Here is a 24,828-nt window from a genome sequence, read left to right as displayed (position 1 = left end):
GCCGTGCCCGCGCCGACGCCACCCGGGCGCCGAGGCACACCGGTACCGGCGCGAAGCATTCCGTTTGAAAGCCGTACGGCTGGCTCGATCGCGTCGCTGCGGCCCTTCCCGGAGCCGGTGCCTTGGCCAGCCCCGTCGCCCGCGGTGACATTCCGTTTGGGTTTTCGGACCGTCAACCGGAAGACTGCACCCCGTGACGTCCCGTATCCCGCGCGACTCCAGGCTCCGACTCGTCCGACCGCGACCCCTGGCCGCCGCCCCCAGAGCTGTGAACCAGCGGCGCCCACGGCGCCCCGCACCCCGGCCGCCGGAAGGCACCCCCGCCCCCGCCGAACTGGCCGGAATGGCCCGCACCCGGCTGGCCGGCGCGGCCCGCGTCGCCCGCTGGGCCGACGCCTCGCTCGGCCCCGGCCGCGCCGGCGCCACCGCGGACGGCAAGGCCACCCTGTCCGACGCCACCGCGGAAGGCGCCGCCGCCGAACTGGGCCTGAGCGTCGCTCAGGTCCGCGCCGACTGGGACACCGCCCGCCTCGCCGGACTCGTCGAGGTGCACGGCGACAGCGCGCGCCCCGGCTGGCGGCTGCGCGCCTGGGACCGCGACGACAGCGCCGTACTGCGCGGCTGGGTCGCCCTGTTCGACGCCTGGTCGCTCGCCTGCCCCGAACCCGGCGGGCACGAGCCGGCCGCCGTCGCCGAGGTCGTCTCGGCCATGCCGCAGGTGCTCTCCTTCCTCCAGCTGTCGGCCGGCCCCGTCCCGGTCGAGCAGCTGCTCGACCTGCTCCAGCAGCGGGTCACCGAACTGCGCACCGAACGCTGCGAGGTCGCCTACGAACCCGGCACCGGAGAGCCCGCCGGCACCCCGCGCCCCGCGGACCCGGCGCCCGCCGAGGACACCCCGCTCGCCCCGCTGCTCGACTGGGCGCTGGGTGCCCTCGCCTCCGTCGGCGCCCTCACCTACGGCGGCGGCCAGGCCACCCTCACCCCGCTGGGCAGCTGGGCGGTGTGGGTCAAGCTGGAGCAGATCTGCGTGGCGGCGCAGAGCCCCGCAGGAAACATTGAGCAGTCCGCCGAGGACATGCTCCGCGGCTGCGCCCAGCTCCGCCCCAACGCGGCCCGCGCCGAGTACCGCGCCTGGCTGGCCGCCCGCCCCGTCGGCAGCGCCGTCACCGAGCTGATCGGCGCCGCCCGCGGCGACGACGCCCTGCTGCGCGGCCTGGCCTTCGAGGCGCTGCGCGTCGTCGGCGCCCCCGCCGAGCCCGACGTACGGGCCGTCGTCGAGGAGCCGGCCCTGCGGCCGTACGCGCTGCTGTGGCTCGCCGAGCACGACGGGATCGACCCGGAGGACGCCCACGAGGTGCTCACCCGGGAGGAGGCAACCTGGCTGTGGGTCGACACCGCCGCCGCCGTCGCCGACCACGGCGAGGCGCCGATGCTGGTCCGGCACCTGGAGTCCGCGGTGCAGCCCACCGTGCCCCAGCTGCTCGACGAGGTCCGCGCCGTCGGCCACCCGCGCACCGTGCAGGTCCTGGTCGCGCTCGCCGCCGCGCACCCCGACCCGGCCCTGGCCAAGGCCGTACGCCGGGCCGCGTTCCAGGTGCATACCGGGGGATGAGCGGCGGGGGAGCGGCTCAGGCGCCGATCTCCGGGGCGTACGTCCCGAAGGTCCAGACGTTCCCCTCGGCGTCCCGGGCCATGTAGTCCCGGGAGCCGTAGTCCTGGTCCGTCGGGGGCATCAGGATCTCCACCCCGTGCTCCACGGCCCGCTGGTGGTGCGCGTCCACGTCGTCCACCACGACGTACACCCCGGCGGGTCCGGCGTCCTTCATCACCGTGTCGAAGAGGCCGCCGCGGCCCTTGGAACCGATCATCACCGCGCCGCTGCCCTGCACCAGCTCGGCGTGCATCACCTTGCCGTCCTGCGTCTCGAACACCGACAGCTCGGTGAAGCCGAGGGCCTCCGTGAGCTGCCTGATCGCCGCCCTGGCGTCCGCGTACAACAGCGTGGGACAGATGCTCGGCCGTGCGCCGCCACCCGGGCCTGCCATGCCGATCACTCCTCCGTGCATCGGTTGCGCCGTGCTCCTCGAGTCTTGCAGGCACCACTGACACCCCTTCGGCAGAGCGTGCCGCCCCGCCCACCGCCGAACGGGGGACTTCCGGCCTCCGCCCGCCCGGCCGCCCCTCCGGCCCGGCCGCCGGTGACTACGCTCTGCGCCTGATCCGGGACGGTGGATTCCAGTCGGTACCAAGGGGGCAAGGTGGCACTTCCCCCGCACCGTCCCGTCGTCGCCCTCCTCGCGGCCGTCGCCCTCGGCCTTCTCGGCCTGGCCGGGCACCTGCGGCCCGACCCCTACGGCGACCGGCTCCTGCCCGGCGCGTCCGGCGGGCCGCACCTGGACACCCGGGCCTGGGCGGCGCGGGCGCACGACGGCGTCGTGGCCGCCTACGACAGCCGTACCGGGGCGCTGCGGTGGCGCTACGCGCGCGCGGGGCACCGTCCCGTCTCCGTGCTCCCCACGCGCGCGGAGGTGATCGCGCTCTGGGACGACGGGCTGCTCACCGACACCGACGGCCGCTCCGTGCGCTGGCACCGGGCCCTGCCCGACGCGGCCGAGTGGCTCCCGTCCCAGGGCGGCACCGGCGTCCTGCGCCCCCTAGGCCGCGGCATCCTCGCGGTCGTCACCCCGCGCCGGGTCACCGCGTACCGCACCGCCGACGGCGACCTGCGCTGGGTGCTGCCCGCCCGGAACGGCTGCGTGTTCCGGCCCGCGAGTGCCGTACGGCGGGGCGCGGCCCTGATCCTCGCCCAGCCGTGCGCGGACAGCGCCTGGACAGGCCAGCTCGTGGCCCTGGACGACCTGGGCCGGATCGCGCCCGGCCGCACTCCGCTGGGCAATGATCTCCCCGGCCCGCACCCCGGACACCTGGACGCAGAAAAACCGCTTGCCCGGCCCCGTTAGACTTCTTCCCATGGCCATTCTCCTCGCGCATTAGACGGCGGGAACGTCCTCAGCCGCCCACCCGCCAACCCCTGTACGCCCTGGAGTCTGTCCTTGATCTCCGCCTCCGGTATCGAGCTGCGCGCCGGTGCGCGCGTCCTCATCGAGAACGCCACCTTCCGTGTCGCCAAGGGCGACCGCATCGGCCTCGTCGGCCGCAACGGCGCGGGCAAGACCACCCTGACGAAATGCCTGGCCGGCGAGGGCATCCCGGCCGCGGGCCAGATCACCCGCTCCGGCGAGGTCGGCTACCTCCCGCAGGACCCCCGCACCGGTGACCTCGACGTCCTCGCCCGCGACCGCATCCTCTCCGCGCGCGGCCTCGACGTACTGATCCGCAAGATGCGCGAGAACGAGGAGCGCATCGCCAACGGCAAGGGCTCCACCCGCGAGAAGGCCCTGAAGCAGTACGAGCGCCAGGAGACGGAGTTCCTCACCAAGGGCGGGTACGCCGCCGAGGCCGAGGCCGCCACCATCGCCGCCGCCCTGAACCTGCCCGACCGGGTGCTCGGCCAGCCGCTGCACACGCTCTCCGGCGGTCAGCGCCGCCGTATCGAGCTGGCCCGGATCCTGTTCTCGGACGCCGACACCCTGCTGCTCGACGAGCCGACCAACCACCTCGACGCGGACTCGATCATCTGGCTGCGGGACTACCTGAAGACCTACCGCGGCGGCTTCATCGTGATCTCCCACGACGTCGACCTCGTGGAGACCGTCGTCAACAAGGTGTTCTACCTGGACGCGAACCGGTCCGCGATCGACATCTACAACATGGGCTGGAAGCTGTACCAGCAGCAGCGCGAGGCCGACGAGAAGCGCCGCAAGCGCGAGCGCGCCAACGCCGAGAAGAAGGCCGCCGCGCTGCACTCGCAGGCCGACAAGATGCGGGCCAAGGCGACCAAGACCGTCGCCGCGCAGAACATGGCGCGCCGGGCCGACAAGCTCCTCGCGGGCCTGGACGCGGTCCGGCAGTCCGACAAGGTCGCCAAGCTCCGCTTCCCCGAGCCGGCGCCCTGCGGCAAGACCCCGCTGATGGCCGAGGGCCTGTCGAAGTCGTACGGCTCGCTGGAGATCTTCACCGACGTCGACCTCGCCATCGACAAGGGCTCCCGGGTCGTCATCCTCGGCCTCAACGGCGCCGGCAAGACCACCCTGCTGCGGCTGCTCGGGGGCGTGGAGCAGCCGGACACCGGGCGGGTCGTCCCCGGTCACGGACTCAAGCTCGGCTACTACGCGCAGGAGCACGAGACCCTGGACGCCGACCGCACGGTGCTGGAGAACATGCGCTCGGCGGCGCCCGACATGGACCTGGTCGAGGTCCGCAAGGTGCTGGGCTCGTTCCTGTTCTCCGGCGACGACGTCGACAAGCCGGCCGGGGTCCTCTCCGGCGGCGAGAAGACCCGCCTCGCCCTCGCGACCCTGGTCGTCTCCTCGGCGAACGTGCTGCTCCTGGACGAGCCGACCAACAACCTGGACCCGGCCAGCCGTGAGGAGATCCTCGGCGCCCTGCGCACCTACAAGGGCGCGGTCGTCCTCGTCACCCACGACGAGGGCGCGGTCGAGGCCCTCCAGCCGGAGCGGATCATCCTGCTGCCGGACGGCGTCGAGGACCTGTGGGGCTCCGACTACGCGGACCTCGTCGCCCTGGCCTGATCGAAAGACTGATCCACTGTGTATGGATCATTCGGCCTATCCGTGATCCATCATCTGTGTGAGATCTCCTCGTACCGGGGTGTGTCGTACACGGATTTTCCGGCCGATCCCCCGACAGTCGAGGGATCGGCCGCTTTGCCTTCCTGACCTGGTACTTCGCGAACCCGCTCACTCCGAGTCATGGGCCACACCCCGTGGAATCTTCTATTCCGCTTGTGGGGATCCGCTCCTGTCGTCACAACGATGTCTCACGGACCTTGCCGAATGGGTGGCCATCACGCCCGAGAGGGGTGATCATGAGGAGACCAGAGCGCACTTCCCATGAGGAGGCACGGGTGGCCGAGACTCTGAAGAAGGGCAGCCGGGTGACCGGCGCCGCGCGCGACAAGCTCGCGGCAGACCTGAAGAAGAAGTACGACTCCGGTGCGAGCATCCGGGCGCTGGCCGAGGAGACCGGCCGCTCGTATGGCTTCGTGCACCGGATGCTGAGCGAGTCGGGCGTCACGCTGCGTGGGCGTGGCGGAGCGACCCGCGGTAAGAAGGCCGCTTCGTCCTGACTCCGGGCGGCCCATCGGCTTCGATGGTGGCCACCCGGTCGGGAGACCGACCGGCCGGGTGGTTACTGTGCAGTCACTTAGCTTTGCTCTGCTGACCGCACCCATCGGAGGCGCCCCATGGCTTCGCCCGAGCAGGACCTCGCTCCCGTACTCGACAAGGACGGCGTACGGCTCACCGTAGACGACACGCTCGCCACGGTGACGCTGACCAACCCGGCCAAGCGCAATGCGCAGAGCCCCGCCCTGTGGCGGGCGCTCGCCGAGGCCGGACGGCTGCTGCCGGGCTCCGTCCGCGTCGTCGTGCTGCGTGGCGAGGGCAAGTCCTTCTCCGCCGGGCTGGACCGTCAGATGTTCACTCCGGAGGGGATCCCGGGCGAGCCGTCCTTCATCGAGCTCGCGCGCCGTGACGACGCCGGGCTCGACGCGACCATCGCCGAATACCAGGAGGCGTTCACCTGGTGGCGGCGGACCGACGTCGTGTCCATCGCCGCTGTCCAGGGACATGCCATCGGGGCCGGCTTCCAGCTCGCGCTCGGCTGCGACCTGCGGGTCGTCGCCGACGACGTGCAGTTCGCGATGCGCGAGACCAGCCTCGGCCTCGTACCCGACCTGACCGGCACGCACCCGCTGGTCGGGCTCGTCGGATACGCCCGCGCGCTCGAGATCTGCGCGACCGGGCGGTTCGTCGGGGCCGAGGAGGCGGTCTCGAGCGGGCTGGCCAACCTCGCGGTGCCCGCGGCCGAGCTGGACGGGGCGGTACGGGACCTGGCGGCGGCGTTGCTGGCCGCGCCGCGGGACGCGGTGGTGGAGACCAAGGCGCTGCTCCGTGGTGCCGTGGACCGCACGTACGACGAGCAGCGCGCTGCCGAGCGCGCCGCGCAGGCACGGCGACTGCGGGACCTGGCGGGCCTCGGCGAATGACCGTCCGCCACTGCTGTGACCAGGACGCCGACCCGTCCGGCACGCCCTTCTGACGGGCCGCAGGGACGTCCCGGGCCGCATGCGCGGACTTTCCGAGCCGCACGCACGACCGGTGAGCCGCGCCGGTCCGCCGGTTCCCCTCGGACCTGACGGCACGGCGGCACGCTCGCGCCCGGGGGCGCTCCTCGCCGTGCACGGCCCCGGGGCGGCGAGGGCTGCCTCCGGGATCGCGGTCTCGTCCGGGGCGGTGGGAGGGGTGAGCCGACGGCTCGGGCGAGGGGTGGGGCATCCAGGGTGCGGGGAAGTGCGCGGCCGGCCCCCGCACGGCCGCGCACGGGAGGCGCCGTCATCCGCTACCGCGCCGAAAGGCCGGACGGCGAGCGCACGGCCGCACACGGGAGCCGCCGTCATCCGTTACCGCGTCGAAGGGCCGGACGGCGAGCGCACAGCCGCACGGGAGGCGGCCGTCAGAACCCGTGCCGCGTCCCCCCGTCCACCGGCACCATGACTCCCGTCACGTAGGAGGCCGCCGGAGACAGCAGGAACGCCGCCACCCGTCCGAACTCCTCGGGCGCCCCGTACCTCCGCAGCGGGATCCGGGACTCGTTCGCGGCCCGGGTGGCCTCTGGGTCCGCGGACCGTCCGTCCAGGTCGCGCATGCGGTCCGTGTCGATCCGCCCGGGCAGCAGCCCCAACACGCGAATCCCGCGCGGCCCCAGCTCGTCGGCGAGCGACTTGGCGAACCCGGCGAGTCCGGGCCGCAGCCCGTTGGAGATGGTCAGCCCGGGGATCGGCTCGTGCACCGACCCGGACAGCACGAACCCGATGGCGCCGCCCTCCTCCAGCTCGGCCGCCGCCGCGCGGGCGAGCCGTACCGCGCCGAGGAACACCGACTCGAACGCGGCGCGCCACTGCTCGTCGGTGTTGTCGGCGACGAACCCCGGCGGCGGACCGCCCACGCTCACCAGCATCCCGTGGAAGCCGCCGAAGTGCTCACGCGCGGCCGCGATCAGCCGCTCGGGGGCCCCCGCGTCGGCGTTGTCCACGGCCACGCCCACCGCACCCGGGCCCAGTTCCGCGGCGGCGTCGGCGACCTGCTGCTCCTCCCGCCCGGTGATGACCACCTTCGCCCCCTCGGCGAGGAGTTGCCGCGCGGTGGCGTTGCCCAGCCCGCGGGTGGCTCCGGTGACGACGTACACCCGGTCCTTCAGTCCAAGATCCATGGGCCTATCCTGCCTCGTCGTCCCCGTACAACGTGAGGGCGGTGTTCACCAGGCCGATGTGGCTGAACGCCTGCGGGAAGTTGCCCAGCTGACAGCCGTGCACGGGGTCGTACTCCTCGGCCATCAGCCCCACGTCGTTGCACAGGCCCACCAGCCGGTCGAACAGTTCGCGCGCCTCCTTCGTCCGGCCCGTCAGATGCAGCGCGTCGGCCAGCCAGAACGAGCAGGCGAGGAAGGCGCCCTCGCCGCTCGGCAGCCCGTCCACCACCGAGTCCTCGGTGTCGTAGCGGCGCAGGAAACCGCCGTGGTCGAGGTCGCCGCGGATCGCGTCGACCGTGCCGACCACCCGCGGGTCGTCCGGCGGCAGGAACCCGACGCGCGGGATGAGCAGCAGCGCGGCGTCGAGTTCCCGTGAGCCGTAGTACTGGGTGAAGGTGTTCCGGTCCGGGTCGAAGCCCTTCTCGCACACCTCGCGGTGCACCTCGTCCCGCAGTCTGCGCCAGCCCTCCAGGTCGCCGTGCAGCTCCCGGTGCCGCTCCAGGGTCCGCACGGCCCGGTCGGCGGCCACCCACACCATCACCTTGGAGTGCACGAACTGCCGCCGGCCGCCGCGCACCTCCCACAGGCCCTCGTCCGGCTGCCGCCACGCCGTCTCCAGGAACGTCATCAGCGAGCGCTGCAGGGCCCACATGTGCGGTTTGGTGGGCAGGCCCGCGGCGCGGGCCAGCGACAGGGTGTCCATCACCTCGCCGTACACGTCGAGCTGGAGCTGGTCGACGGCACCGTTGCCGGTGCGTACGGGGGAGGAGCCGACGAAGCCGGGCAGCCAGGGCAGTTCGGTCTCCCCCAGCCGCCGCTCGCCCGCGACGCCGTACATGATCTGCAGGTCGGCCGGGTCGCCGGCGACCGCGCGCAGCAGCCAGTCGCGCCAGGCCCCGGCCTCCTCGCGGAAGCCCATGGAGAGCAGCGCGCTCAGGGTGAGGGTGGAGTCGCGCAGCCAGCAGTACCGGTAGTCCCAGTTGCGCACGCCACCCGGCTGCTCGGGCAGCGAGGTGGTCGCCGCGGCGACGATCCCGCCGGTCGGGGCGTAGGTGAGCGCCTTGAGGGTGATCAGGGAGCGGACCACGGCGTCCCGGTGCGGTCCCTCGTACGTGCACTGGCGGGCCCAGCGCCGCCAGTCGGTGACGCTGCTCTCCAGCGCCTCGTACGGGTCGATGAGCGGCGGGCGCTTCTCGTGCGAGGGGTGCCAGGTGAGCACGAACGCGACCCGCTCGCCCTCGGCGACGGTGAACTCCGCGTGGGTGCCGAAGTCCTCGCCCCAGGTGCGCACGGGCGGTTCGGAGCGCAGCCACGCGGAGTCCGGTCCGGCGATGGCCACCCGGTGGCCGTCGGCGCGGCGCACCCACGGCGTGATGGAGCCGTAGTCGAAGCGGAGGCGCAGCGTGCTGCGGACGGTGACCCGGCCGCTGACGCCCTCCACGATCCGTACGACGTCGGGGGCGCGCTCGCGCTGCGGCATCAGGTCGGTGACGCGTACCGTGCCGTCCTCCGTCTCCCACTCGGTGTCGAGGACGAGGGTCTCCGGCCGGTAGGCGCGGCGGGTGCAGACGTCCGCACCCGCGGGCGCGATCCGCCAGTGGCCGTGGTCCTCGTCGCCCAGCAGCCGGGCGAAGCAGGCACCGGAGTCGAAGCGCGGCAGGCACAGCCAGTCGATCGAGCCGTCCTTACCGACCAGGGCCGCGGACTGCTTGTCCCCGATGAGGGCGTAGTCCTCGATACGCGCGTTCACGGGATGCGGTTTCCCGGCGGACCAGGGGGCCAATCAGGTGGGGCGCCGGGGGAGTGACGCCGGCGCACGGGAAACGGGCGCGCTCAGACCGCGGCCGGTGCGCTCTCCTCCGGCTGCGGCTCGGCCGCGGCCTCCTCCCGGTCGCGGATCTCCCGCCGCACCAGGAACCACCAGCCGACCGGGACGGCCGCCGCGAACAGCCACCACTGGATCATGTACGCGTAGTTCAGCGGGGCGTCCTCGCTGCCCGGGTCCGAGATCTGCTCCGGGGAGCCGTCCTTGGCCCGGGGCGCCGTCTGCTGGATGTAGCCGCCGAGCACCCGCGCGCCGAGCCGCCGCGCCTCCTCGGCGCTGTTGATCAGCATGATCTGCCGGTCGGGCAGGCCCTCGACGTTCTTGATGCCGCTCGCCGCGGTGGTCTCGTCGGCCATCAGCCGCCCGGTGACGGTGGTCCGGCCGGCCGGCGGGGCGGGGACCTTCGGGAAGGCGGTCTGCACGCCGTTCGCCGGGATCCACCCGCGGTTGACGAGCAGTACCTTGCCGTCGTCGAGGACGAAGGGGGTGAGGACGTGGAAGCCGACCTCGCCGTCGGAGTTCGTCCGGCGCCGGACCACGACCTCCTTCGCGGTGTCGAAGGTGCCGGTCGCGGTGACCGTGCGGTACTTCTCGGTGCGGGTCACGGTGTGCCCGGGGGAGGTCAGCCGCTCGACCGGGACCGGCTCGGCGTGCAGCGCGGCGGAGACCAGGTCGTTGCGGGCGGTGCGCTCCTCGTACCGGTGCTGCTGCCAGAAGCCCAGCCGTATCATCGTCGGGATCAGTGCGATCGCGACGAGGGTGAGGATCACCCACTGGCGGGACAACAGGAATCGGTAACGGTGCACCCCACGACGGTACCTCCGGACCGTGGGGTGCATTCATGCGGGTACCGGGTCAGACGTGGTCGACGATCCCTGCCTTCCCCTGGGCCCGGGCGCAGTGGGCGCCGCAGTAGAACATGCCGTCGGCCTCCACGCCCTGGCCGATGATCGAGACCTTGCAGTTCTCGCAGACCGGGGCCATGCGGTGGATCGCGCAGGAGAAGCAGTCGAAGACGTGGACGGCGCCCTGTGCGTGGACCTCGAAGGCCATTCCGTAGTCATTGCCGCAAACTTCGCATTTCGCCATGCGCCACAGGGTGGGCCGTCGCCGATCCCGGAGCGAGCCGGGGCGGGGTGAGTCGTGCGGCAATCACCCGTTCGTACGGTCACCCGGCCGTGGGGCGCCTACTCGTCGGCGGGCTCCACATCCCTCAGCAGTTGCCCGAACGCCGCCTCGTCCACGATCGGCGTGCCGTACTGCCGGGCCTTGACCGTCTTCGACGTGCCCGAATCGGGGTCGTTGGTCACCAGCAGGCTGGTCAGCCGGGAGATGCTGGTGGCGACATGCAGCCCGGCCTCGGTGGCGCGGTCCTCCAGCAGCTCCCGCTCGGTCGAGGTGTCGCCGGAGAAGGCCACCCGCATGCCCTGCCTGAGGCGTTTGCCGTCCTCGTAGCGACCTGGGTTGGGATAGGGGCATGCGGGCCTTTTGCGGGAGGGGCGCCAACTGCCGGGCCGGTAGGCGCCGTAGCCACCCGACGACTGCCGGGGCACCGGCCGGTCCGACCACTCCGTCAGCGGCCGGCACTCCAGCAGCGGCAGCCGTACACCGCTCTCCGCCGCGGCCCGCAGGCTGGGCCGGAACGCCTCCGCCAGCACACGCGCGTCGTCCAGCGCGTGGTGCGCCCGCTGCTGTACGACCCCGAAGTGCGCCGCCAGCGACTCCAGCTTGTGGTTGGGCAGCGGCAGCCCCAGCTCCTTCGACAGCGCGATGGTGCACAGCCGTTGCCGCACCGGCGCCTCGCCCCGCACGCGCGCGTACTCCCGAGCGATCATCTGCCAGTCGAAGACAGCGTTGTGCGCGACGAGCACCCGGCCGTCCAGGCGGGCGGCGAACTCCTCGGCGATGTCCCCGAACAGCGGAGCGCCTTCGAGGACATCGCTCGTCAGACCGTGTATCCACACCGGTCCCGGATCCCGCTCCGGGTTGACCAGCGTGTACCAGTGGTCCTCGACCTCACCCTGCGCGTCCAGCCGGTAGACGGCCGCGGAGATGATCCGGTCGTCCCGGGCCAGGCCGGTGGTCTCCACGTCAACGACCGCGTATCCCTTCGGATACGCGGCCGGCCACTGGGTGGGGGAGGACACTGCGGTCGCACGGTCTTCGAGCATGGTCATTGAGGATACGGGCCACGACTGACAGCGCGGTCCCTCAGGTCCCGGCGGCACCCACCGGCCTCGCCCTCCTGCTCGGCCACCGCACACACGCGCGCGTGCGCGAGAGGGAGAGGTGCGGCGAGTCCGGCCGGCCGTACGGCGTCACCCCCCCGGTGCCGCCACCAGGTCCCCCGGCCCTCGCCTCACCCGCACGGGCTTCGGCGTCCGCCACACCCCCACGGTCTCCCGCCGGTCGGGCTCCTCAAGGGCCCGTATCCGGGGGGAGAGTGGGCGCGCTCCGGACGCGCGGTGAGGGAGGAGTAGGAAGCGCGCCGCCGGAGCCGCCCCCGCAGACCGGACAGCAGGCGTACGGCAGTTCGGGTACCAGTCCGCCGGCCGCCCTTGCGGAGCCCCCTGTTCCGCGCGGGGCGTCGATGCGGTGGCCGTGACCGCCGGGGTGGGATCCTCCCTGCTGTGACGGAACCCACCCACGACGAGGCCCACGGCGGCGCCCTCGGCTCCCGGCTGAACTGGCTCCGCGCGGCCGTGCTCGGCGCGAACGACGGCATCGTCTCCACCGCGGGACTGGTCGTCGGCGTGGCCGGCGCGACCGGGAGCCGGGCCGCCCTGCTCACCGCCGGACTGGCCGGCCTGCTCGCCGGCTCGATGTCCATGGCGGCCGGCGAGTACGTCTCCGTCTCCACCCAGCGCGACTCCGAGATGGCCGCGCTCGCCCTGGAGAAGCGGGAACTGCGCGAGCAGCCGGAGGCCGAACTGCGCGAGCTGACCGGCATGCTGGAGGCGCGCGGCCTGTCCCGCGACGTGGCCCGCGAGGCCGCCGAACAGCTCACCGCGCGGGACGCCCTGAAGGCCCACGCGCGCGTGGAGCTGGGCATCGACCCGGACGAGCTGACCAACCCCTGGACCGCGGCCTGGGCGAGCTTCCTGTCCTTCACCGCGGGCGCGCTGCTGCCGCTGCTGGCCATCGTCCTGCCCCCGGCCGGCCGGCGCCTCATGGTCACCGTCGTCTCGGTCCTGGCCACCCTCGCCCTCACCGGCTGGGCGAGCGCCCGCCTCGGCGCGGCGGAGCCGAAGCGGGCGGTGCTGCGCAACGTGGCGGGCGGGGCGCTGGCGATGGGGGTGACGTACGCGGCGGGGAGCCTGCTGGGGGCGGCGGGTGTGTGACCCGGCCGGTCAGTCGATGATCAGCCGCTCGCGCGGGAACAGCTCGGCGCCGAGGACGTGCTCGCAGTCGTAGAGCTGGATCTCCACGTCCTCCAGGGGAGCCAGGGGGGTCAGGTCCAGGGGGCCGCAGCGGGAGAAGGACACGGACCTCAGGGCCGGGAGGTGAGCGAGCGCCCCGATGTGGTCGATCTGGGCGACCCTGCCGAGGTAGACGGAGGTCAGCGTCCGATGGGGCGTCAAGTCGCCGAGGTCGACTTCGGCAACGTTGAGGACTTGCAACGACTGCAGGGGTGAAAAAGTTCCGGCAGAGAGGAAGTCGCGCCACTGCCGGTCGTCGTGGACGCTCAGCCAGCTCAGTGAGGTGAGCGCCTCCAGTCCCGTCAGCCGCATGAAACAGGCCTGATCGAAAAAGCTGAGGCCCGTCAGCCGAGGGGCGAAAGACAGCTCGTCCAGACCCCTTTCCGAAGGGAGGAAGTCCACCGACACGTGTCGGAGCTCGGGCAGGTCCGCCAGCGGTGCCAGCGAGAACCCGTTGCCGAAACCGGAAAGGTGCATCCTGGTCAGGGGCAGGCCGGACAACGGACGCAGATCGGTGACGGCCGGGCACTGGTTGAGGGACAGGTCACGCAGTCGCGGCAACCCTCGCAGGGGCGAGAGGTCGCTGACCACCGCGTTCCGGGCGAATCCCAGGAACTCGAGGTTCTCGTTGTCCAGGGCCTCGGAGGGAAGACCGTGGTCGCCGATCAGGTTCAGCCTCTTGAGCCGGTGGAGCCGGGGGACCAGCGTCAAGGCCTCGGCATCGCGTACGTTCAGGATGTGTCCTTCGCCACCGCCCTCCTCGAGGACCGCTTCGAAGTACTCCCTGGTGTCGAACGACTCCCACGCGAAAGCCAGCTCCGACAGCACCCGTGGACGCCGGTCCGCACGGAACCGCGAGATCACCCGCAGCGCCGCGTCGCCGCCGATCAACCGCGCGGTACGGATCACCGCGCCGGCCTCGCGCTCCGTCAGCCCCTCCGGTCCCGGCAGCAGCTCCAGCACCAGTTCCCCGGCCCGGGCGAGCGCCTCGGCCTGCTTGGAGGTGTACGGCGGCATCAGCGCACCGGCCCGCTCCTCCACCTCCGCGCGCACCGCCGGATCCAGCTCCGGCGCGTGCTCCAGGCTCGCCGCCGCGAGCAGGACCAGCCGCTCCCGGTGCCGCGGTGTCCGGTCCGCGCGCCGGAGCAACTGCCGCAGCAGCCGGCCGCGTTCCTCCACGCGCGCGTGGCCCACCGCCATCCGTACGACGTCGTCCCACTGGTCGTCGTGCGCGTTGCGGACCAGCACGCCGAAGTCCCGGGCCTCGACGGCCGCCTTCGCACCCAGGTAGTCCTGGAAGGTGCGGTGGACGAAGTCGACGGCCCCCGGCATCGGTTCGCGCAGCAGTCCGCTGCGGTTCAGCAGATGGGTGAAGACCTGCTCGGCGTCCCCCTGCGCCCGCACCTGCGGCATCGCGGCCAGCCACTCGTCCAGCATCGCGACGGCGTCCTGCCGGGCGGCCTCCGCCTGCCCGTTGCGGATCAGCCAGTAGGCCAGCCGCTGGAGCAGCGCCGTCTGCTCGTCCCGGGACAGCACGAGCCCCTCGACCGAGGTGATCTCCCGCTCGGTGTCCCGCCGCACCAGCAGCATGTCCAGGGCGGCGTCGTACAACTCCTTGCGGGCCCGCGGCAGATGCATGCGCCGGTCGCGGTTCAGGGCGCACAGCAAGGCGCACATCAGCGGGTTGGTGGCGAGCCGGCCCAGGTCACGGCGGGTGGCCACCGCCTCGTTCAGGCTCTCCTCGTACCGGTCCAGCAGGTCCCGTTCACCGTCCGCCGGGCATTCCCGCCGCGCCGCCTCGTGCCAGTGCCGGACGAACGTCCTGATGTCGTCCCGGTCCATCGGCAGCAGGGTGTGCGTGCCGAATCCCTGCGCCGCCAGCCAGCCGTCCGGCACCGCCGACGGACGGGTCGTCACCACGTACCGCGCCTTCGGGAAAGCCGTGATCAGCGACCGGAGCCAGTGCTCGGTACGGCCGCGCAGCCGTTGCGGCACCTCGTCCACCCCGTCCACCAGGACCAGCGCACGGCCGGCGGCGAGCAGGTCCTCGGTCCATCCCTGGGGCGCCCGTAACGGCACACCGGCGGCCGGCAGGAACTCCTCCGGCATCGGCAGGCCGTCCGGTGTGTTGAAGGCCCTCAGCCGCAGCACGAAGGGCACGCAGCGGTTCCAGTCCGCCAGCTCGGGGCCGAAGCTCCGCCGGGCCGCGTTCAGCGCCAGCCACTGCAGCAGGGTCGACTTGCCGGACCCGGCCTGTCCCCGCAGCACGAGCCGGTGGCAGTCGGCCAGCGCCTGTTCCACCCGCACGGCCGGCGGCGTGGCCCCGACCCCCTCGGCGTGCGGCTCGTACCGGTCCTGTCCGGTCACCCCGAGGGACAGGTACGCCGTCTCCAGCGGCCACTCGGCGCGGCGCCGGTCGCCCAGGGTGACCCCGTAGAGCTCCAGCCGGGAGTGCGCCTCGGCGACGAAGTCCGCGTACCGCTGTTCGAACCCGAGGAAGCCCGCCTCTCCGGAGTCGGTCCGCTGCCGCAGCAGCGTCCCGGACCGTCGGGTCTGCTCCACCGCCGCCCGCGCCGGGAACGACGGCTCGGCGGTGAGCTGTTCGACGAGGTGCGCACAGCACAGTCCGAGCAGTTCGCCGTACAGATCGCGTCCCCGCTCGGCGAGGCCGGCCGGCGGACGCTCCAGCTCCGCCGCCAGCCGCCCGGGATCCAGGTCGGCGGCGAAGAGCCGGCCGGCGTCCAGCGGACCCGCCGCCGCGAAGGTGTCCTGCACGGCGGTCATGGCCGCGAGCCGTTCGTGCTCCGGCAGCGTCGCGTACCGGGAGGAGATCCGTTCCGCCAGCACCCGCGCCAGCTTCTCCGGGCCCGCCGGCCCGGGCAGCGGCCGGACCCGGTCCGGCACCAGCCCCGCTCCCGGTCTCGCGGCGAACAGCGACTTCGCGGCCGACGACGCCACAGTCGTCGCCAGCCGGAGCAGCAGGGTCTCCAGTCCGTGCATCCCCCGGTCCTCCCCGTGTGTGCCTGCCGCATCGTAGAACCGGCCCCCCGCACCGGGCTACGGCACCTCGCCGCTCCCCCCGCGCGGGAGGCGACGTACCGTGAAGGGCGCCCGCACCCCGGGCGCACCCCCGAGCTCGCACGACCCCGCACGAGCACCACCCCCGCACGAAAGGGATCCTCGCCATGCGCGCCACCACCATCCACGCCCCGTACGACATGCGGGTGGAGGACGTTCCCGAGCCCGCGGTGCAGCTGCCCACCGACGCCGTCGTGCGGGTGCTGCGGGCCTGCATCTGCGGCAGCGACCTGTGGGCGTACCGGGGCGAGGCGGCCCGGCAGCCGGGGCAGCGGATCGGGCACGAGTTCCTCGGGGTCGTGGAGGAGACCGGCTCCGACGTGCGCACCGTCCACCGTGGTGACCTGGTCGTCGCGCCCTTCATGTGGTCCGACGGCGTCTGCGCCTACTGCCGCGAGGGCCTGACGACGTCCTGCGAGCACGGCGGCTTCTGGGGCTCCGTCGGCTACGACGGCGGCCAGGGCGAGGCCGTCCGCGTGCCGTTCGCCGACGGCACCCTGGTGCGGCTGCCCAAGGACGCGGCCTCCGACGAGCGCCTGCTGTCCGCCCTGCTGACGCTGTCCGACGTCCTCGGCACCGGCCACCACGCCGCCCTCGGCGCGGGCGCCCGGCCCGGCGCCATGGTCGCGGTCGTCGGTGACGGCGCGGTGGGTCTGTGCGCCGTCCTGGCCGCCAAGCGGCTCGGTGCCGAGCGGATCATCGCGCTCGGCCGGCACGAGGCGCGTACCGACATCGCGCGCCGGTTCGGCGCCACCGATGTCGTCGCCGAGCGCGGGGACGCGGCCGTCGAGGCCGTCCGCGAGCTGACCCGCGGGCAGGGCGCCCACTGTGTCGTGGAGGCGGTCGGCACCGAGCAGTCCATGCGGACGGCCGTCGACATCACCCGTGCCGGCGGCGCCATCGGTTTCGTGGGCGTGCCCCACGGCAGCGGCACCGGCCTGGACCTCGGCGTGATGTTCGACCGGAACATCGCCCTGCGCGGCGGCGTCGCCCCGGTCCGCGCCTACATCCCCGACTTGCTGCCCGACGTGCTCGACGGCACGATCGACCCCTCGCCGGTGTTCGACCTGACCGTCGACCTCGAAGGTGTACCCGCCGGCTACAAGGCCATGGACGAACGCACCGCGCTCAAGGTGCTGGTGACCGCATGACCGACGGCACCGGCCGGGTCCACATCATTGACGGCATTGACGACATCAAGGTCTGAATCAAGGTCGTCAACGTCGTCGCCACTCGGCCGGGTCCGAACCCCAGGGCACCGGCGGCCGGGCCCAGGCGGTGGGGCCGCCGGTGAAGGACACGGCCGGCCGGGCGTGCCGCAGCCGGCCCAGCGGGCTGTCCGTCTCGGCCAGCCAGGCGTCCGGACACGGGTACGGGGCGCCGTCGGCCGGGGCCGGCCGGATGCCGTCGGTCAGCCAGCGGGCGGTCCGGGCCAGCGCCAGCCGGACCAGCCGGCTCCCGCCCTCGTAGGACTGCTCGGTCAGGGCCCGCAGCACGGCCGCAGCCAGCAGATAGCCCGTGCCGTGGTCCAGGGCCTGCGCGGGCAGCGCACCGGGCCGCTGCGCCGTGCCCTCGGTCACCGCGATGCCGGTCGCGACCTGCACCAGGCTGTCGAAGCCGCGCCGCCCGCCCCAGGGCCCGTACCCGCCCCACGCCGACACCTGGGCCACGACCAGTCCGGGGTGGCGTTCGGCCAGCGCGTGCGGTGCCAGCCCGAACCGGTCCAGGGCGCCGGGCCGGTACCCGGTCACCACGACGTCGGCCGTGCCCAGCAGCTCGTCGAGGGTGTCCCGGCCGGCGGCCAGGTCGAGCGTCGCGGACCGCTTGCCGAAGCCCGTGTCGGCCTGCTGGTCGGGGAGTTCCGGCAGCCCGGGCGCGTCCACGCGCAGGACGTCCGCGCCCAGCAGGGCCAGGGTGCGGGTGGCGACCGGGCCCGCCAGCACCCGGGTCAGGTCCAGCACCCGCAGCCCGGCGGCGGGCAGCAGGGGAGCGGCGGCCGGGTGCAGGGGCGGCAGCACGCGCGCGGGAGCCGCGTCCGGCCGCGCACGCTCCACCAGCGGCCGGGCGGCGACCTCGGCGGCCTGCGGGTGCGCCCGCCACTCCTCGGGGGTGCGCAGGGCCACCGCGAGGCCGCCGGCGGCGTAGACGGCCTCCTCGGCCTCCAGGGCCGAGCGCTCGGCGAGCCGGCCGGCGACCTCCTCCGCCGAGGCGTCCGCCGGCAGGCCCAGCGCGCCGAGCAGCCGGGACCGGTGGTGCGGGTAGTTGGCGTGGGTGCGCACCCAGCCGTCGGCCGTGCGCCAGAACCGTGACAGGGGCGCGAAGACGTCCGGCGCCCGGCCGTCCACCCGGAGGAGCCGCTCGCTGTGGAAGGCGGCGGCCACCGCGCCGTCGTCCACGGTGACCGCCGGCACCTCGGCGAGCCCGGCCCGCCGCGCCCCCAGCTCGGCGGCGGCCAGCGCGCACGCCCCGACACACGCGCGGGCCAGCTCCCGTACGGGCAGCCGCGCGTCGAGCGCGTCCCGGCGTACGACCGCCGAGACGCGCTGCGCCAGACCGGGCTGCCCGCCCACGGCCTCCCAGGCATCCTTGATTTCAGTCATTACTTCACTATGCAGTATTGATTCAATCAACCTGACCGGGTCGGCAGTGCCAACTCGGCTCAACACTGCACAGCGAAGCGTCCATGTTGCTCGTGCCGGCTGTTACTTGACCGCCCGCAGTGCGTTGACCACGCCGAATCCGTAGAAGCCGTTCACCCGCTTGCCTCCGGCGCAGGTCGCGTCCACGACCCCGTCCCCGTTCCCGTCGTACGGCTCGGCCGGGCAGCCCGGGTTGTCCGCCTCCGCCTTCAGCAGCGCCTGCAACTGCGCCGGAGTGGCGTGCGGATGCGCCGACTTGAGCAGCGCGGCCACGCCGGCGACGTGCGGCGAGGCCATCGAGGTGCCCTGCAGGAAGCCGTACTGGTTGTTCGGCATGGTGGACAGGATGCGCCCGTTCTTCGACGGCGTGTCCGGGATCTGGTACTTGTCGCCGCCCGGACCCGCGACGTCGACGACGCCCTGGCCGTAGCTGGAGTAGTACGACTTGGTGCCCTTCACGCCCACGGCGCTCACGGTCACCACACCGGGCAGCTGGGTCGGCACGTCGAAGCACTCGTGCGGGTCGATCGTGCGGGTCCCGGCCGTCGAGTCGTCGGGGCTGGAGTCGTCCACGATCGCGTCGGCGTCCAGATCGTCGTTGGAGTTGCCCGCCGAGGCGACGTTGAGCGTGCCCTTGCGCTGAGCGTACAGCTGGGCCCTGTTGACCGCGTCGACGATGGCCCGCTGATCGGGGTCGTCCATGCAGTTGTACAGCCACGGGTCGACGTAGTAGCTGTTGTTGGTGATCTCGATGCCGTGGTCAGCCGCGAACACGAACGCGCAGACCACGCTCTCCGGATAGAACAGCGAGGTCGCGTCCGGCTGCGCCACCGTGATGCTGGCGACCTTCACGCCCGGCGCCACACCGGCCACGCCTATGCCGTTGCGGGCGGCGGCTATCTCACCGGCCACGTGGGTGCCGTGGTAGTGGTCGGCGTCCACCGGGCGCCACGCGCCGTACGTCGTGTCCGCCTTGCCGCTCACGCAGTTCGCGGACTGGGACGCGGAGAAGTTCGGGGCGATGTCCGGGTGGGTGTCGTCGACACCCGTGTCGATGACACCGACCGTCACGTTCCGGCTGCCCGGGTTGATCTGCGCGGCCCGGTCGGCGCCGATCGCCCGCAGGTCCCACTGGTCCGCCTCCAGCGGCTCCTCGCCCGCCGCCGCGCTCGACGCGAGCCGCGCCTGCTCCGCCCGGGACAGCACCTGCGCCGCGCCCTCGTCCGTCGTCCCCGCCGCGCTGAGCGGCGCGGTGCGGGTGGCGCCCGCCGAGTCGACCCCGCGCACCGCACGCATCCGCGCCCCGAAGTCCGGGTTCGCGGAGTGGACGACGATGACGCCGATCCGGTCGTAAGTGGCCACGACCGTACCGCCGTTGCGCGCTATCTCCCGTCGCACGGACTCGATCGTGCGGTGGTCGTCACGGGTGTTGACCACGTAGGCGAGATTCGGACCGTCCGCCGCTCGCGCCACCGTGCCGGCGGCGGGCGCCGCCGAGGCCGCCGACGGCAGGAAGCCGAGCGAGGCGGTCAGCGAGAGCACGACCGGCACGGCGAGCGCGAGGCGGCGTCTGGAGCGCAGATGAGCCATGGGATCTCCACATCATCCGGATACGGAACCGCCCGGAACACAGGTCGCGTTCGAGCGGTACATGACGGGTGGTGCAGGCCGAAGCTATCTTCCGCGCCCGATCTCCGAAAGAGCCCGGCGGACGTGAACCGCTCCGCGCGCGGCGCCGTGACCGTGAACGGAGGGCCCGGCACCGCCGTGGCCCTCTGCGGGGATCACGCACCGCAGTCGACCGACGACGGTAGCGTGACCTCCGGTTCCTGTGAGGCCAGACAGCGCATGTCCGTGACGCGAGGAGAGCCCGTGGCTACCGAGACACCGCCACCTGCGAAACCCCAAGCTTCCCTTCCCTCCGCCGAGGAGTTCACCGAGGTGCAGCAGAGCGCGGAGTTCGGTGAACTGCGCCGCGCCCACCGCTCCTTCGCCTTCCCGCTGACCATCGCTTTCATCGCCTGGTACCTGCTGTACGTCCTGCTGTCGAACTACGCGGGCGGCTTCATGGGCACCAAGGTGGCCGGCAACATCAACGTGGCCCTCGTCCTGGGCCTCGCCCAGTTCCTGACCACGTTCCTCATCGCCTGGTGGTACGCGCGGCACGCCGCCGCCAAGCTCGACCCCAGGGCCGAGGCCATCAAGTCCCGGATGGAGGGCGGAGCATGAGCCAGGTCCAGCACACCCTGCTCGCCGCCGGCGAGGCGAGCGAGCACCGTCCGCTGATCATCACCCTGTTCGCGGTGTTCGTCGCCGCGACCCTCGTCATCACGGTCTGGGCGGGCCGGCAGACCAGGGACGCCGCCGACTTCTATGCCGGCGGACGGCAGTTCACCGGCTTCCAGAACGGCCTCGCCGTCTCCGGCGACTACATGTCCGCCGCGTCCTTCCTCGGCATCGCCGGCGCCATCGCCCTCTTCGGCTACGACGGCTTCCTGTACTCCATCGGCTTCCTCGTCGCCTGGCTGGTCGCGCTCCTCCTGGTCGCCGAACCGCTGCGCAACTCCGGCCGCTACACGATGGGCGACGTGCTCGCCTACCGGATGCGCCAGCGACCCGTCCGTACGGCCGCCGGCACCTCCACGATCGTCGTCTCGATCTTCTACCTGCTGGCCCAGATGGCCGGCGCCGGCGTCCTCGTCTCCCTGCTCCTCGGCATCACCAGCGACGGCGGCAAGATCGGCATCGTCGCCCTGGTCGGCGTGCTGATGATCGTGTACGTCACCATCGGCGGCATGAAGGGCACCACCTGGGTCCAGATGGTCAAGGCGGTCCTGCTGATCGTCGGTGCCCTGCTGCTGACCTTCCTGGTGCTGCTCAAGTTCGACTTCAACATCTCGGACCTGCTCGGCAGGGCCGCCGACAACAGCGGCAAGGGCAGCGCCTTCCTGGAGCCCGGCCTGAAGTACGGCGCCACCGGCACCACCAAGCTGGACTTCCTCTCGCTCGGCATCGCCCTGGTCCTGGGCACCGCCGGCCTGCCGCACATCCTGATCCGCTTCTACACGGTCCCCACCGCCAAGGCCGCTCGGAAGTCCGTCATCTGGGCGATCGGCCTGATCGGCGCCTTCTACCTGATGACCCTCGCCCTCGGCTTCGGCGCCGCCGCACTGATCGAACCGGACGAGATCATCGCGTCCAACAAGGCGGGCAACACGGCCGCCCCCCTCCTGGCGCTCCACCTGGGCGGCGTCGACTCCGACTGGGGAGCCGTCCTGCTCGCCACGATCTCCGCGGTCGCCTTCGCCACCATCCTCGCGGTCGTCGCCGGCCTGACCCTGGCCTCGTCGTCCTCGTTCGCGCACGACATCTACGCGAACGTCATCAAGAAGGGCCGCGCCACCGAGAAGCAGGAGATCGGCGCGGCACGCTGGGCGACCGTCGGCATCGGCGCGGTCTCGATCCTCCTCGGCGCCCTGGCCCGCGACCTGAACGTGGCCGGCCTCGTCGCCCTCGCCTTCGCGGTCGCCGCCTCCGCCAACCTGCCGACCATCCTCTACAGCCTGTTCTGGAAGCGGTTCACCACCGCCGGCGCCCTGTGGTCGATCTACGGCGGCCTGGTCACCGCGGTCGGCCTGGTGCTGTTCTCCCCGGTGGTCTCCGGCAAGCCGACCTCGATGTTCCCCGGCGTCGACTTCCACTGGTTCCCGCTGGAGAACCCCGGCATCATCTCCATCCCGGTCGGATTCCTGCTCGGCGTCGTGGGCACCCTGCTGTCGAAGGAGACCCCGGACGCGGGCAAGTACGCGGAACTGGAGGTGCGGTCCCTGACCGGCACCGGAGCCCACTGACGGTTCCCATGGACGACCGCGTCGTGCGGGACTGTACGGTCCTACGACGCGGTCGCGTCCCACCTCGTGGGATCGGCCGCTGTCGATGTCACAGGCGTCACGTAGGCTCGCAGGGGACGGGCGAGCCGCGCCCGACCGAGACCGAGTGACCGGGAGAGGGAGGGGGCCCACGTGCTCATCGACACCTACGGCCGGGTGGCCACCGATCTGAGGGTCTCGCTGACCGACCGCTGCAACCTGCGCTGCACCTACTGCATGCCCGAGGAAGGCCTGCAGTGGCTGGCCAAGCCCGATCTGCTCACGGACGACGAGATCGTCCGGCTCATCGACATCGCGGTCCGCACGCTCGGCATCGAGGAGGTCCGCTTCACCGGCGGCGAGCCCCTGCTGCGCCCGGGCCTGGCCGGCATCGTCGAGCGCGTCGCGGCCCTCACCCCGCGCCCCCAGATGTCCCTCACCACCAACGGCATCGGCCTCAGGCGCACCGCGACCGCCCTGAAGGCGGCGGGCCTGGACCGGGTCAACGTCTCCCTGGACACCCTCCGCCCGGACGTCTTCAAGGCGCTCACCCGCCGCGACCGCCACAAGGACGTCCTGGAAGGCCTGGAAGCCGCCCGCGAGGCCGGGCTGAACCCCGTCAAGGTCAACTCGGTCCTGATGCCGGGACTGAACGACGACGAGGCCCCGGACCTGCTCGCCTGGGCGGTGGAGCACGACTACGAGCTGCGTTTCATCGAGCAGATGCCCCTGGACGCCCAGCACGGCTGGAAGCGCGAGGGCATGGTCACCGCCGGAGACATCCTCGCCTCCCTGCGCACGCGTTTCGAGCTCACCCCCGAGGGCGCGGACGAGCGCGGCTCGGCACCGGCGGAGCGCTGGCTGGTGGACGGCGGCCCGCACCGGGTCGGCGTGATCGCCTCGGTCACCCGGCCGTTCTGCGCCGCCTGCGACCGCACCCGCCTCACCGCCGACGGCCAGATACGCACCTGCCTGTTCGCCACGGAGGAGACCGATCTCCGCGCGGCCCTGCGCTCGGGGGCCCCGGACGAGGAGATCGCCCGGATCTGGAAGCTCGCGATGTGGGGCAAGAAGGCGGGAGCGGGCCTGGACGACCCGTCGTTCGTGCAGCCGGACCGCCCGATGTCCGCGATCGGCGGCTAGGCGCCTTCGGCCGTCCGCCACTCCTCGAACGCCACCACGTCCTTCAGGAACCCCCGGACCCCGAGGAACTGCGACAGATGCTCGCGGTGCTCCTCGCAGGCGAGCCACGTCTTGCGCCGCTCCGGCGTGTGGATCTTCGGGTTGTTCCACACCAGCACCCACACGGCGGCGGCACGGCAGCCCTTGGCGGAGCAGATCGGGGTCTCGTCACTCACGGGTTCGTCTCGGGTTCGTCTCGCGAAGGGGCGGGAACAAGGCGACGCCGGGCAGCCACGGGGGGAGCTGCCCGGCGTCGGTCCATCGCTCCGACGGGGGATGCGGAGCGCGTACGCAGTATGTCACGGCTACCCCATCGCCCGGCACCGGAACAGCAGGATTGATCTGAGCTTTTCTTGAGCTTGCCGTAGGGTCGCGTTCCGCTTCCGGCCGCGCCCCCACCGTGCTCAGACCGGGTCGGGGCGCTCACCACGGACTCCGCCCGCCGGGTGTGACGGCACGTCCTCCGGCGCGGACCGCTGTCCGGGACGCGGTGCGGACTGCCGTTCGGACGCGCGCACGGACTCCCGCGCGGATTCCGCCTCTTCGTCCTCGGCCACGGACGGCGGGATCATCGGCCGCATCGGCGTGGTGACGAACGTCGACGGGAGGGACGGCGGCCGCTCCCGGCCCGCGTTGGCCACCACCACGGCGATGTAGGGGAGGACGGCACCGAGCACCAGTGCGACGATCGCGACGTACCGCTCGACGTTCCACAGCGAGGCCGCGAGGATCACCGACACGGTACGGATCGACATCGAGATCACGTACCGCCGCTGCCGGCCCCGGACATCCTCGGCGAGTCCGGTCCGGGCACCGGTGATCCGGAACACCTGGACGTTCCCGCCGTGTTGTTTCCGCATCACATCCCACCATCCGCCCGCATCGGGACTCTCCCCGGCCCGCTCCCTCGTCCACCACCCGGCGGGGAACCGGGCCCGGACACCTCCACGGTACGCCGCGCCCCCGCCGCCCACGAGACCGGGTCGCCCCCTGCCTGCGACGACGCCTCAAGCCCCGCCGCTAACGGGGGAACCCGACATGCGCCGTACGGCGCAGCCCACGACACTGACCGTAACGCTCGACCCGTACGAGGAGGCAGCCATGGGCTGGTTGTGGGCGATCATCGTGGGATTCGTGCTGGGCCTGATCGCCAAGGCGGTCATTCCGGGCAAGCAGCACAGCCCCCTGTGGCTCACCACCATCTGCGGCATGCTGGGCGCCATCGTGGGCAACGCGGTCGCCCGCGCGGTCGGCGTGGGGGCGACCCCGGGCATCGACTGGAGCCGGCACGTCTTCCAGCTCGTGGCCGCCATCATCATCGTCGCGGCGGTGGACGCCCTGTACATGGCGACGCTGGGCAAGAGGAAGCAGCAGCGGGCCTGACCCCGAGGGGCACGGAGGCCCGAACCCCGAGGGGCGCGGAG

Annotated in this window: 22 protein-coding genes; 11 read left to right on the top strand and 11 right to left on the bottom strand. The window is 72.7% G+C overall.

The annotated features are described in order from the left end of the window. The first annotated feature begins 193 nt into the window (after nucleotides 1–193). Nucleotides 194–1,612 (top strand): hypothetical protein, encoded by a 1,419-nt coding sequence (locus S1361_RS10115; protein ID WP_208031509.1) that lies wholly within the window; start codon nucleotides 194–196, stop codon nucleotides 1,610–1,612. Between the two features lie 16 nt (nucleotides 1,613–1,628). On the opposite strand, the gene S1361_RS10110 is transcribed toward S1361_RS10115, so the two are convergent. Continuing rightward, on the bottom strand, nucleotides 1,629–2,045 hold the full coding sequence (locus S1361_RS10110; protein ID WP_243769134.1) for a VOC family protein: 417 nt from the start codon (nucleotides 2,043–2,045) through the stop codon (nucleotides 1,629–1,631). A gap of 213 nt (nucleotides 2,046–2,258) precedes the next feature. Between S1361_RS10110 and S1361_RS10105 the strand changes: the two genes are divergently transcribed. The 4 genes from S1361_RS10105 to S1361_RS10090 all read left to right on the top strand — a co-directional run bounded on the left by S1361_RS10105 (nucleotide 2,259) and on the right by S1361_RS10090 (nucleotide 6,130). Next, the gene (locus S1361_RS10105) at nucleotides 2,259–2,960 is read left to right on the top strand and encodes a PQQ-binding-like beta-propeller repeat protein (protein ID WP_208031507.1); all 702 of its coding nucleotides are present in this window, start codon (nucleotides 2,259–2,261) and stop codon (nucleotides 2,958–2,960) included. Between the two features lie 93 nt (nucleotides 2,961–3,053). Beyond that, a complete protein-coding gene (locus S1361_RS10100) occupies nucleotides 3,054–4,652 on the top strand; it encodes an ABC-F family ATP-binding cassette domain-containing protein (protein WP_208031506.1) in 1,599 nt (532 codons plus the stop codon). Nucleotides 4,653–4,987: 335 nt separating this feature from the next. After that, on the top strand, nucleotides 4,988–5,209 hold the full coding sequence (locus S1361_RS10095) for a helix-turn-helix domain-containing protein (RefSeq protein WP_004002281.1): 222 nt from the start codon (nucleotides 4,988–4,990) through the stop codon (nucleotides 5,207–5,209). Between the two features lie 117 nt (nucleotides 5,210–5,326). Further along, nucleotides 5,327–6,130 carry an enoyl-CoA hydratase/isomerase family protein gene (locus S1361_RS10090; protein WP_208031505.1) on the top strand — a complete coding sequence of 268 codons (804 nt, stop codon included), beginning with the start codon at nucleotides 5,327–5,329 and terminating at the stop codon, nucleotides 6,128–6,130. 467 nt (nucleotides 6,131–6,597) lie between these two features. Here S1361_RS10090 and S1361_RS10085 read toward each other — a convergent pair whose 3' ends face one another. The 5 genes from S1361_RS10085 to S1361_RS10065 all read right to left on the bottom strand — a co-directional run bounded on the left by S1361_RS10085 (nucleotide 6,598) and on the right by S1361_RS10065 (nucleotide 11,388). Further along, the gene (locus S1361_RS10085; protein ID WP_208031504.1) at nucleotides 6,598–7,353 is read right to left on the bottom strand and encodes an SDR family oxidoreductase; all 756 of its coding nucleotides are present in this window, start codon (nucleotides 7,351–7,353) and stop codon (nucleotides 6,598–6,600) included. 4 nt (nucleotides 7,354–7,357) lie between these two features. Continuing rightward, entirely contained in the window at nucleotides 7,358–9,142 is a 1,785-nt protein-coding gene (locus S1361_RS10080; RefSeq protein WP_208031503.1) for a glycoside hydrolase family 15 protein, read from the bottom strand. 83 nt (nucleotides 9,143–9,225) lie between these two features. Then, entirely contained in the window at nucleotides 9,226–10,056 is an 831-nt protein-coding gene (locus S1361_RS10075; protein ID WP_208031502.1) for an SURF1 family cytochrome oxidase biogenesis protein, read from the bottom strand. A gap of 16 nt (nucleotides 10,057–10,072) precedes the next feature. Continuing rightward, nucleotides 10,073–10,306: a hypothetical protein gene (locus tag S1361_RS10070; RefSeq protein WP_208031501.1), complete on the bottom strand. Its 234-nt coding sequence runs from the start codon at nucleotides 10,304–10,306 to the stop codon at nucleotides 10,073–10,075. Nucleotides 10,307–10,404: 98 nt separating this feature from the next. Then, nucleotides 10,405–11,388 (bottom strand): DEDDh family exonuclease, encoded by a 984-nt coding sequence (locus S1361_RS10065; RefSeq protein WP_208031500.1) that lies wholly within the window; start codon nucleotides 11,386–11,388, stop codon nucleotides 10,405–10,407. 459 nt (nucleotides 11,389–11,847) lie between these two features. On the opposite strand from S1361_RS10065, the gene S1361_RS10060 reads away from it, so the two are divergent. After that, nucleotides 11,848–12,558 carry a VIT1/CCC1 transporter family protein gene (locus S1361_RS10060; protein WP_208031499.1) on the top strand — a complete coding sequence of 237 codons (711 nt, stop codon included), beginning with the start codon at nucleotides 11,848–11,850 and terminating at the stop codon, nucleotides 12,556–12,558. Nucleotides 12,559–12,567: 9 nt separating this feature from the next. Here the strand turns inward: S1361_RS10060 and S1361_RS10055 are convergent, their stop codons facing one another. Then, a complete protein-coding gene (locus S1361_RS10055; RefSeq protein WP_208031498.1) occupies nucleotides 12,568–15,636 on the bottom strand; it encodes an NACHT domain-containing protein in 3,069 nt (1,022 codons plus the stop codon). A 185-nt stretch (nucleotides 15,637–15,821) separates the two neighbouring features. On the opposite strand from S1361_RS10055, the gene S1361_RS10050 reads away from it, so the two are divergent. Next, entirely contained in the window at nucleotides 15,822–16,865 is a 1,044-nt protein-coding gene (locus tag S1361_RS10050; protein WP_208031497.1) for a zinc-dependent alcohol dehydrogenase family protein, read from the top strand. Nucleotides 16,866–16,931: 66 nt separating this feature from the next. On the opposite strand, the gene S1361_RS10045 is transcribed toward S1361_RS10050, so the two are convergent. After that, on the bottom strand, nucleotides 16,932–18,314 hold the full coding sequence (locus tag S1361_RS10045) for a CoA transferase (protein ID WP_208031496.1): 1,383 nt from the start codon (nucleotides 18,312–18,314) through the stop codon (nucleotides 16,932–16,934). A 102-nt stretch (nucleotides 18,315–18,416) separates the two neighbouring features. Next, nucleotides 18,417–19,943, bottom strand: coding sequence for a S8 family peptidase (locus tag S1361_RS10040; RefSeq protein ID WP_208031495.1), 1,527 nt, complete (start codon nucleotides 19,941–19,943; stop codon nucleotides 18,417–18,419). Between the two features lie 282 nt (nucleotides 19,944–20,225). Here S1361_RS10040 and S1361_RS10035 point away from each other — a divergent pair, with 282 nt between their 5' ends. From S1361_RS10035 to moaA, 3 genes are all read left to right on the top strand, one after another. Beyond that, nucleotides 20,226–20,582, top strand: a complete 357-nt coding sequence (locus tag S1361_RS10035) for a DUF485 domain-containing protein (protein ID WP_208031494.1) — start codon at nucleotides 20,226–20,228, stop codon at nucleotides 20,580–20,582. Beyond that, complete coding sequence (locus S1361_RS10030; RefSeq protein WP_208031493.1) at nucleotides 20,579–22,204, top strand: solute symporter family protein; 1,626 nt, start codon at nucleotides 20,579–20,581, stop codon at nucleotides 22,202–22,204. Before S1361_RS10035 ends, S1361_RS10030 begins: the two co-directional genes overlap by 4 nt. 171 nt (nucleotides 22,205–22,375) lie before the next feature. After that, on the top strand, nucleotides 22,376–23,365 hold the full coding sequence (gene moaA / locus S1361_RS10025) for a GTP 3',8-cyclase MoaA (RefSeq protein WP_208031492.1): 990 nt from the start codon (nucleotides 22,376–22,378) through the stop codon (nucleotides 23,363–23,365). Here moaA and S1361_RS10020 read toward each other — a convergent pair. Together S1361_RS10020 and S1361_RS10015 are read right to left on the bottom strand one after the other, a co-directional pair. After that, nucleotides 23,362–23,580, bottom strand: coding sequence for a hypothetical protein (locus S1361_RS10020; RefSeq protein ID WP_208031491.1), 219 nt, complete (start codon nucleotides 23,578–23,580; stop codon nucleotides 23,362–23,364). The two genes, moaA and S1361_RS10020, sit on opposite strands and share 4 nt — an antisense overlap. 228 nt (nucleotides 23,581–23,808) lie before the next feature. Next, entirely contained in the window at nucleotides 23,809–24,264 is a 456-nt protein-coding gene (locus tag S1361_RS10015; RefSeq protein WP_208031490.1) for a DUF3099 domain-containing protein, read from the bottom strand. Nucleotides 24,265–24,505: 241 nt separating this feature from the next. On the opposite strand from S1361_RS10015, the gene S1361_RS10010 reads away from it, so the two are divergent. Next, nucleotides 24,506–24,787, top strand: a complete 282-nt coding sequence (locus S1361_RS10010; protein WP_208036540.1) for a GlsB/YeaQ/YmgE family stress response membrane protein — start codon at nucleotides 24,506–24,508, stop codon at nucleotides 24,785–24,787. Nucleotides 24,788–24,828 lie beyond the last annotated feature (41 nt).

The sequence above is a fragment of the Streptomyces cyanogenus genome (assembly GCF_017526105.1).
Taxonomy (GTDB): domain Bacteria; phylum Actinomycetota; class Actinomycetes; order Streptomycetales; family Streptomycetaceae; genus Streptomyces; species Streptomyces cyanogenus.
The sequence above is the reverse complement of the archived record's forward strand: the minus strand, read 5'-3'. Positions and strand labels throughout refer to the sequence as shown.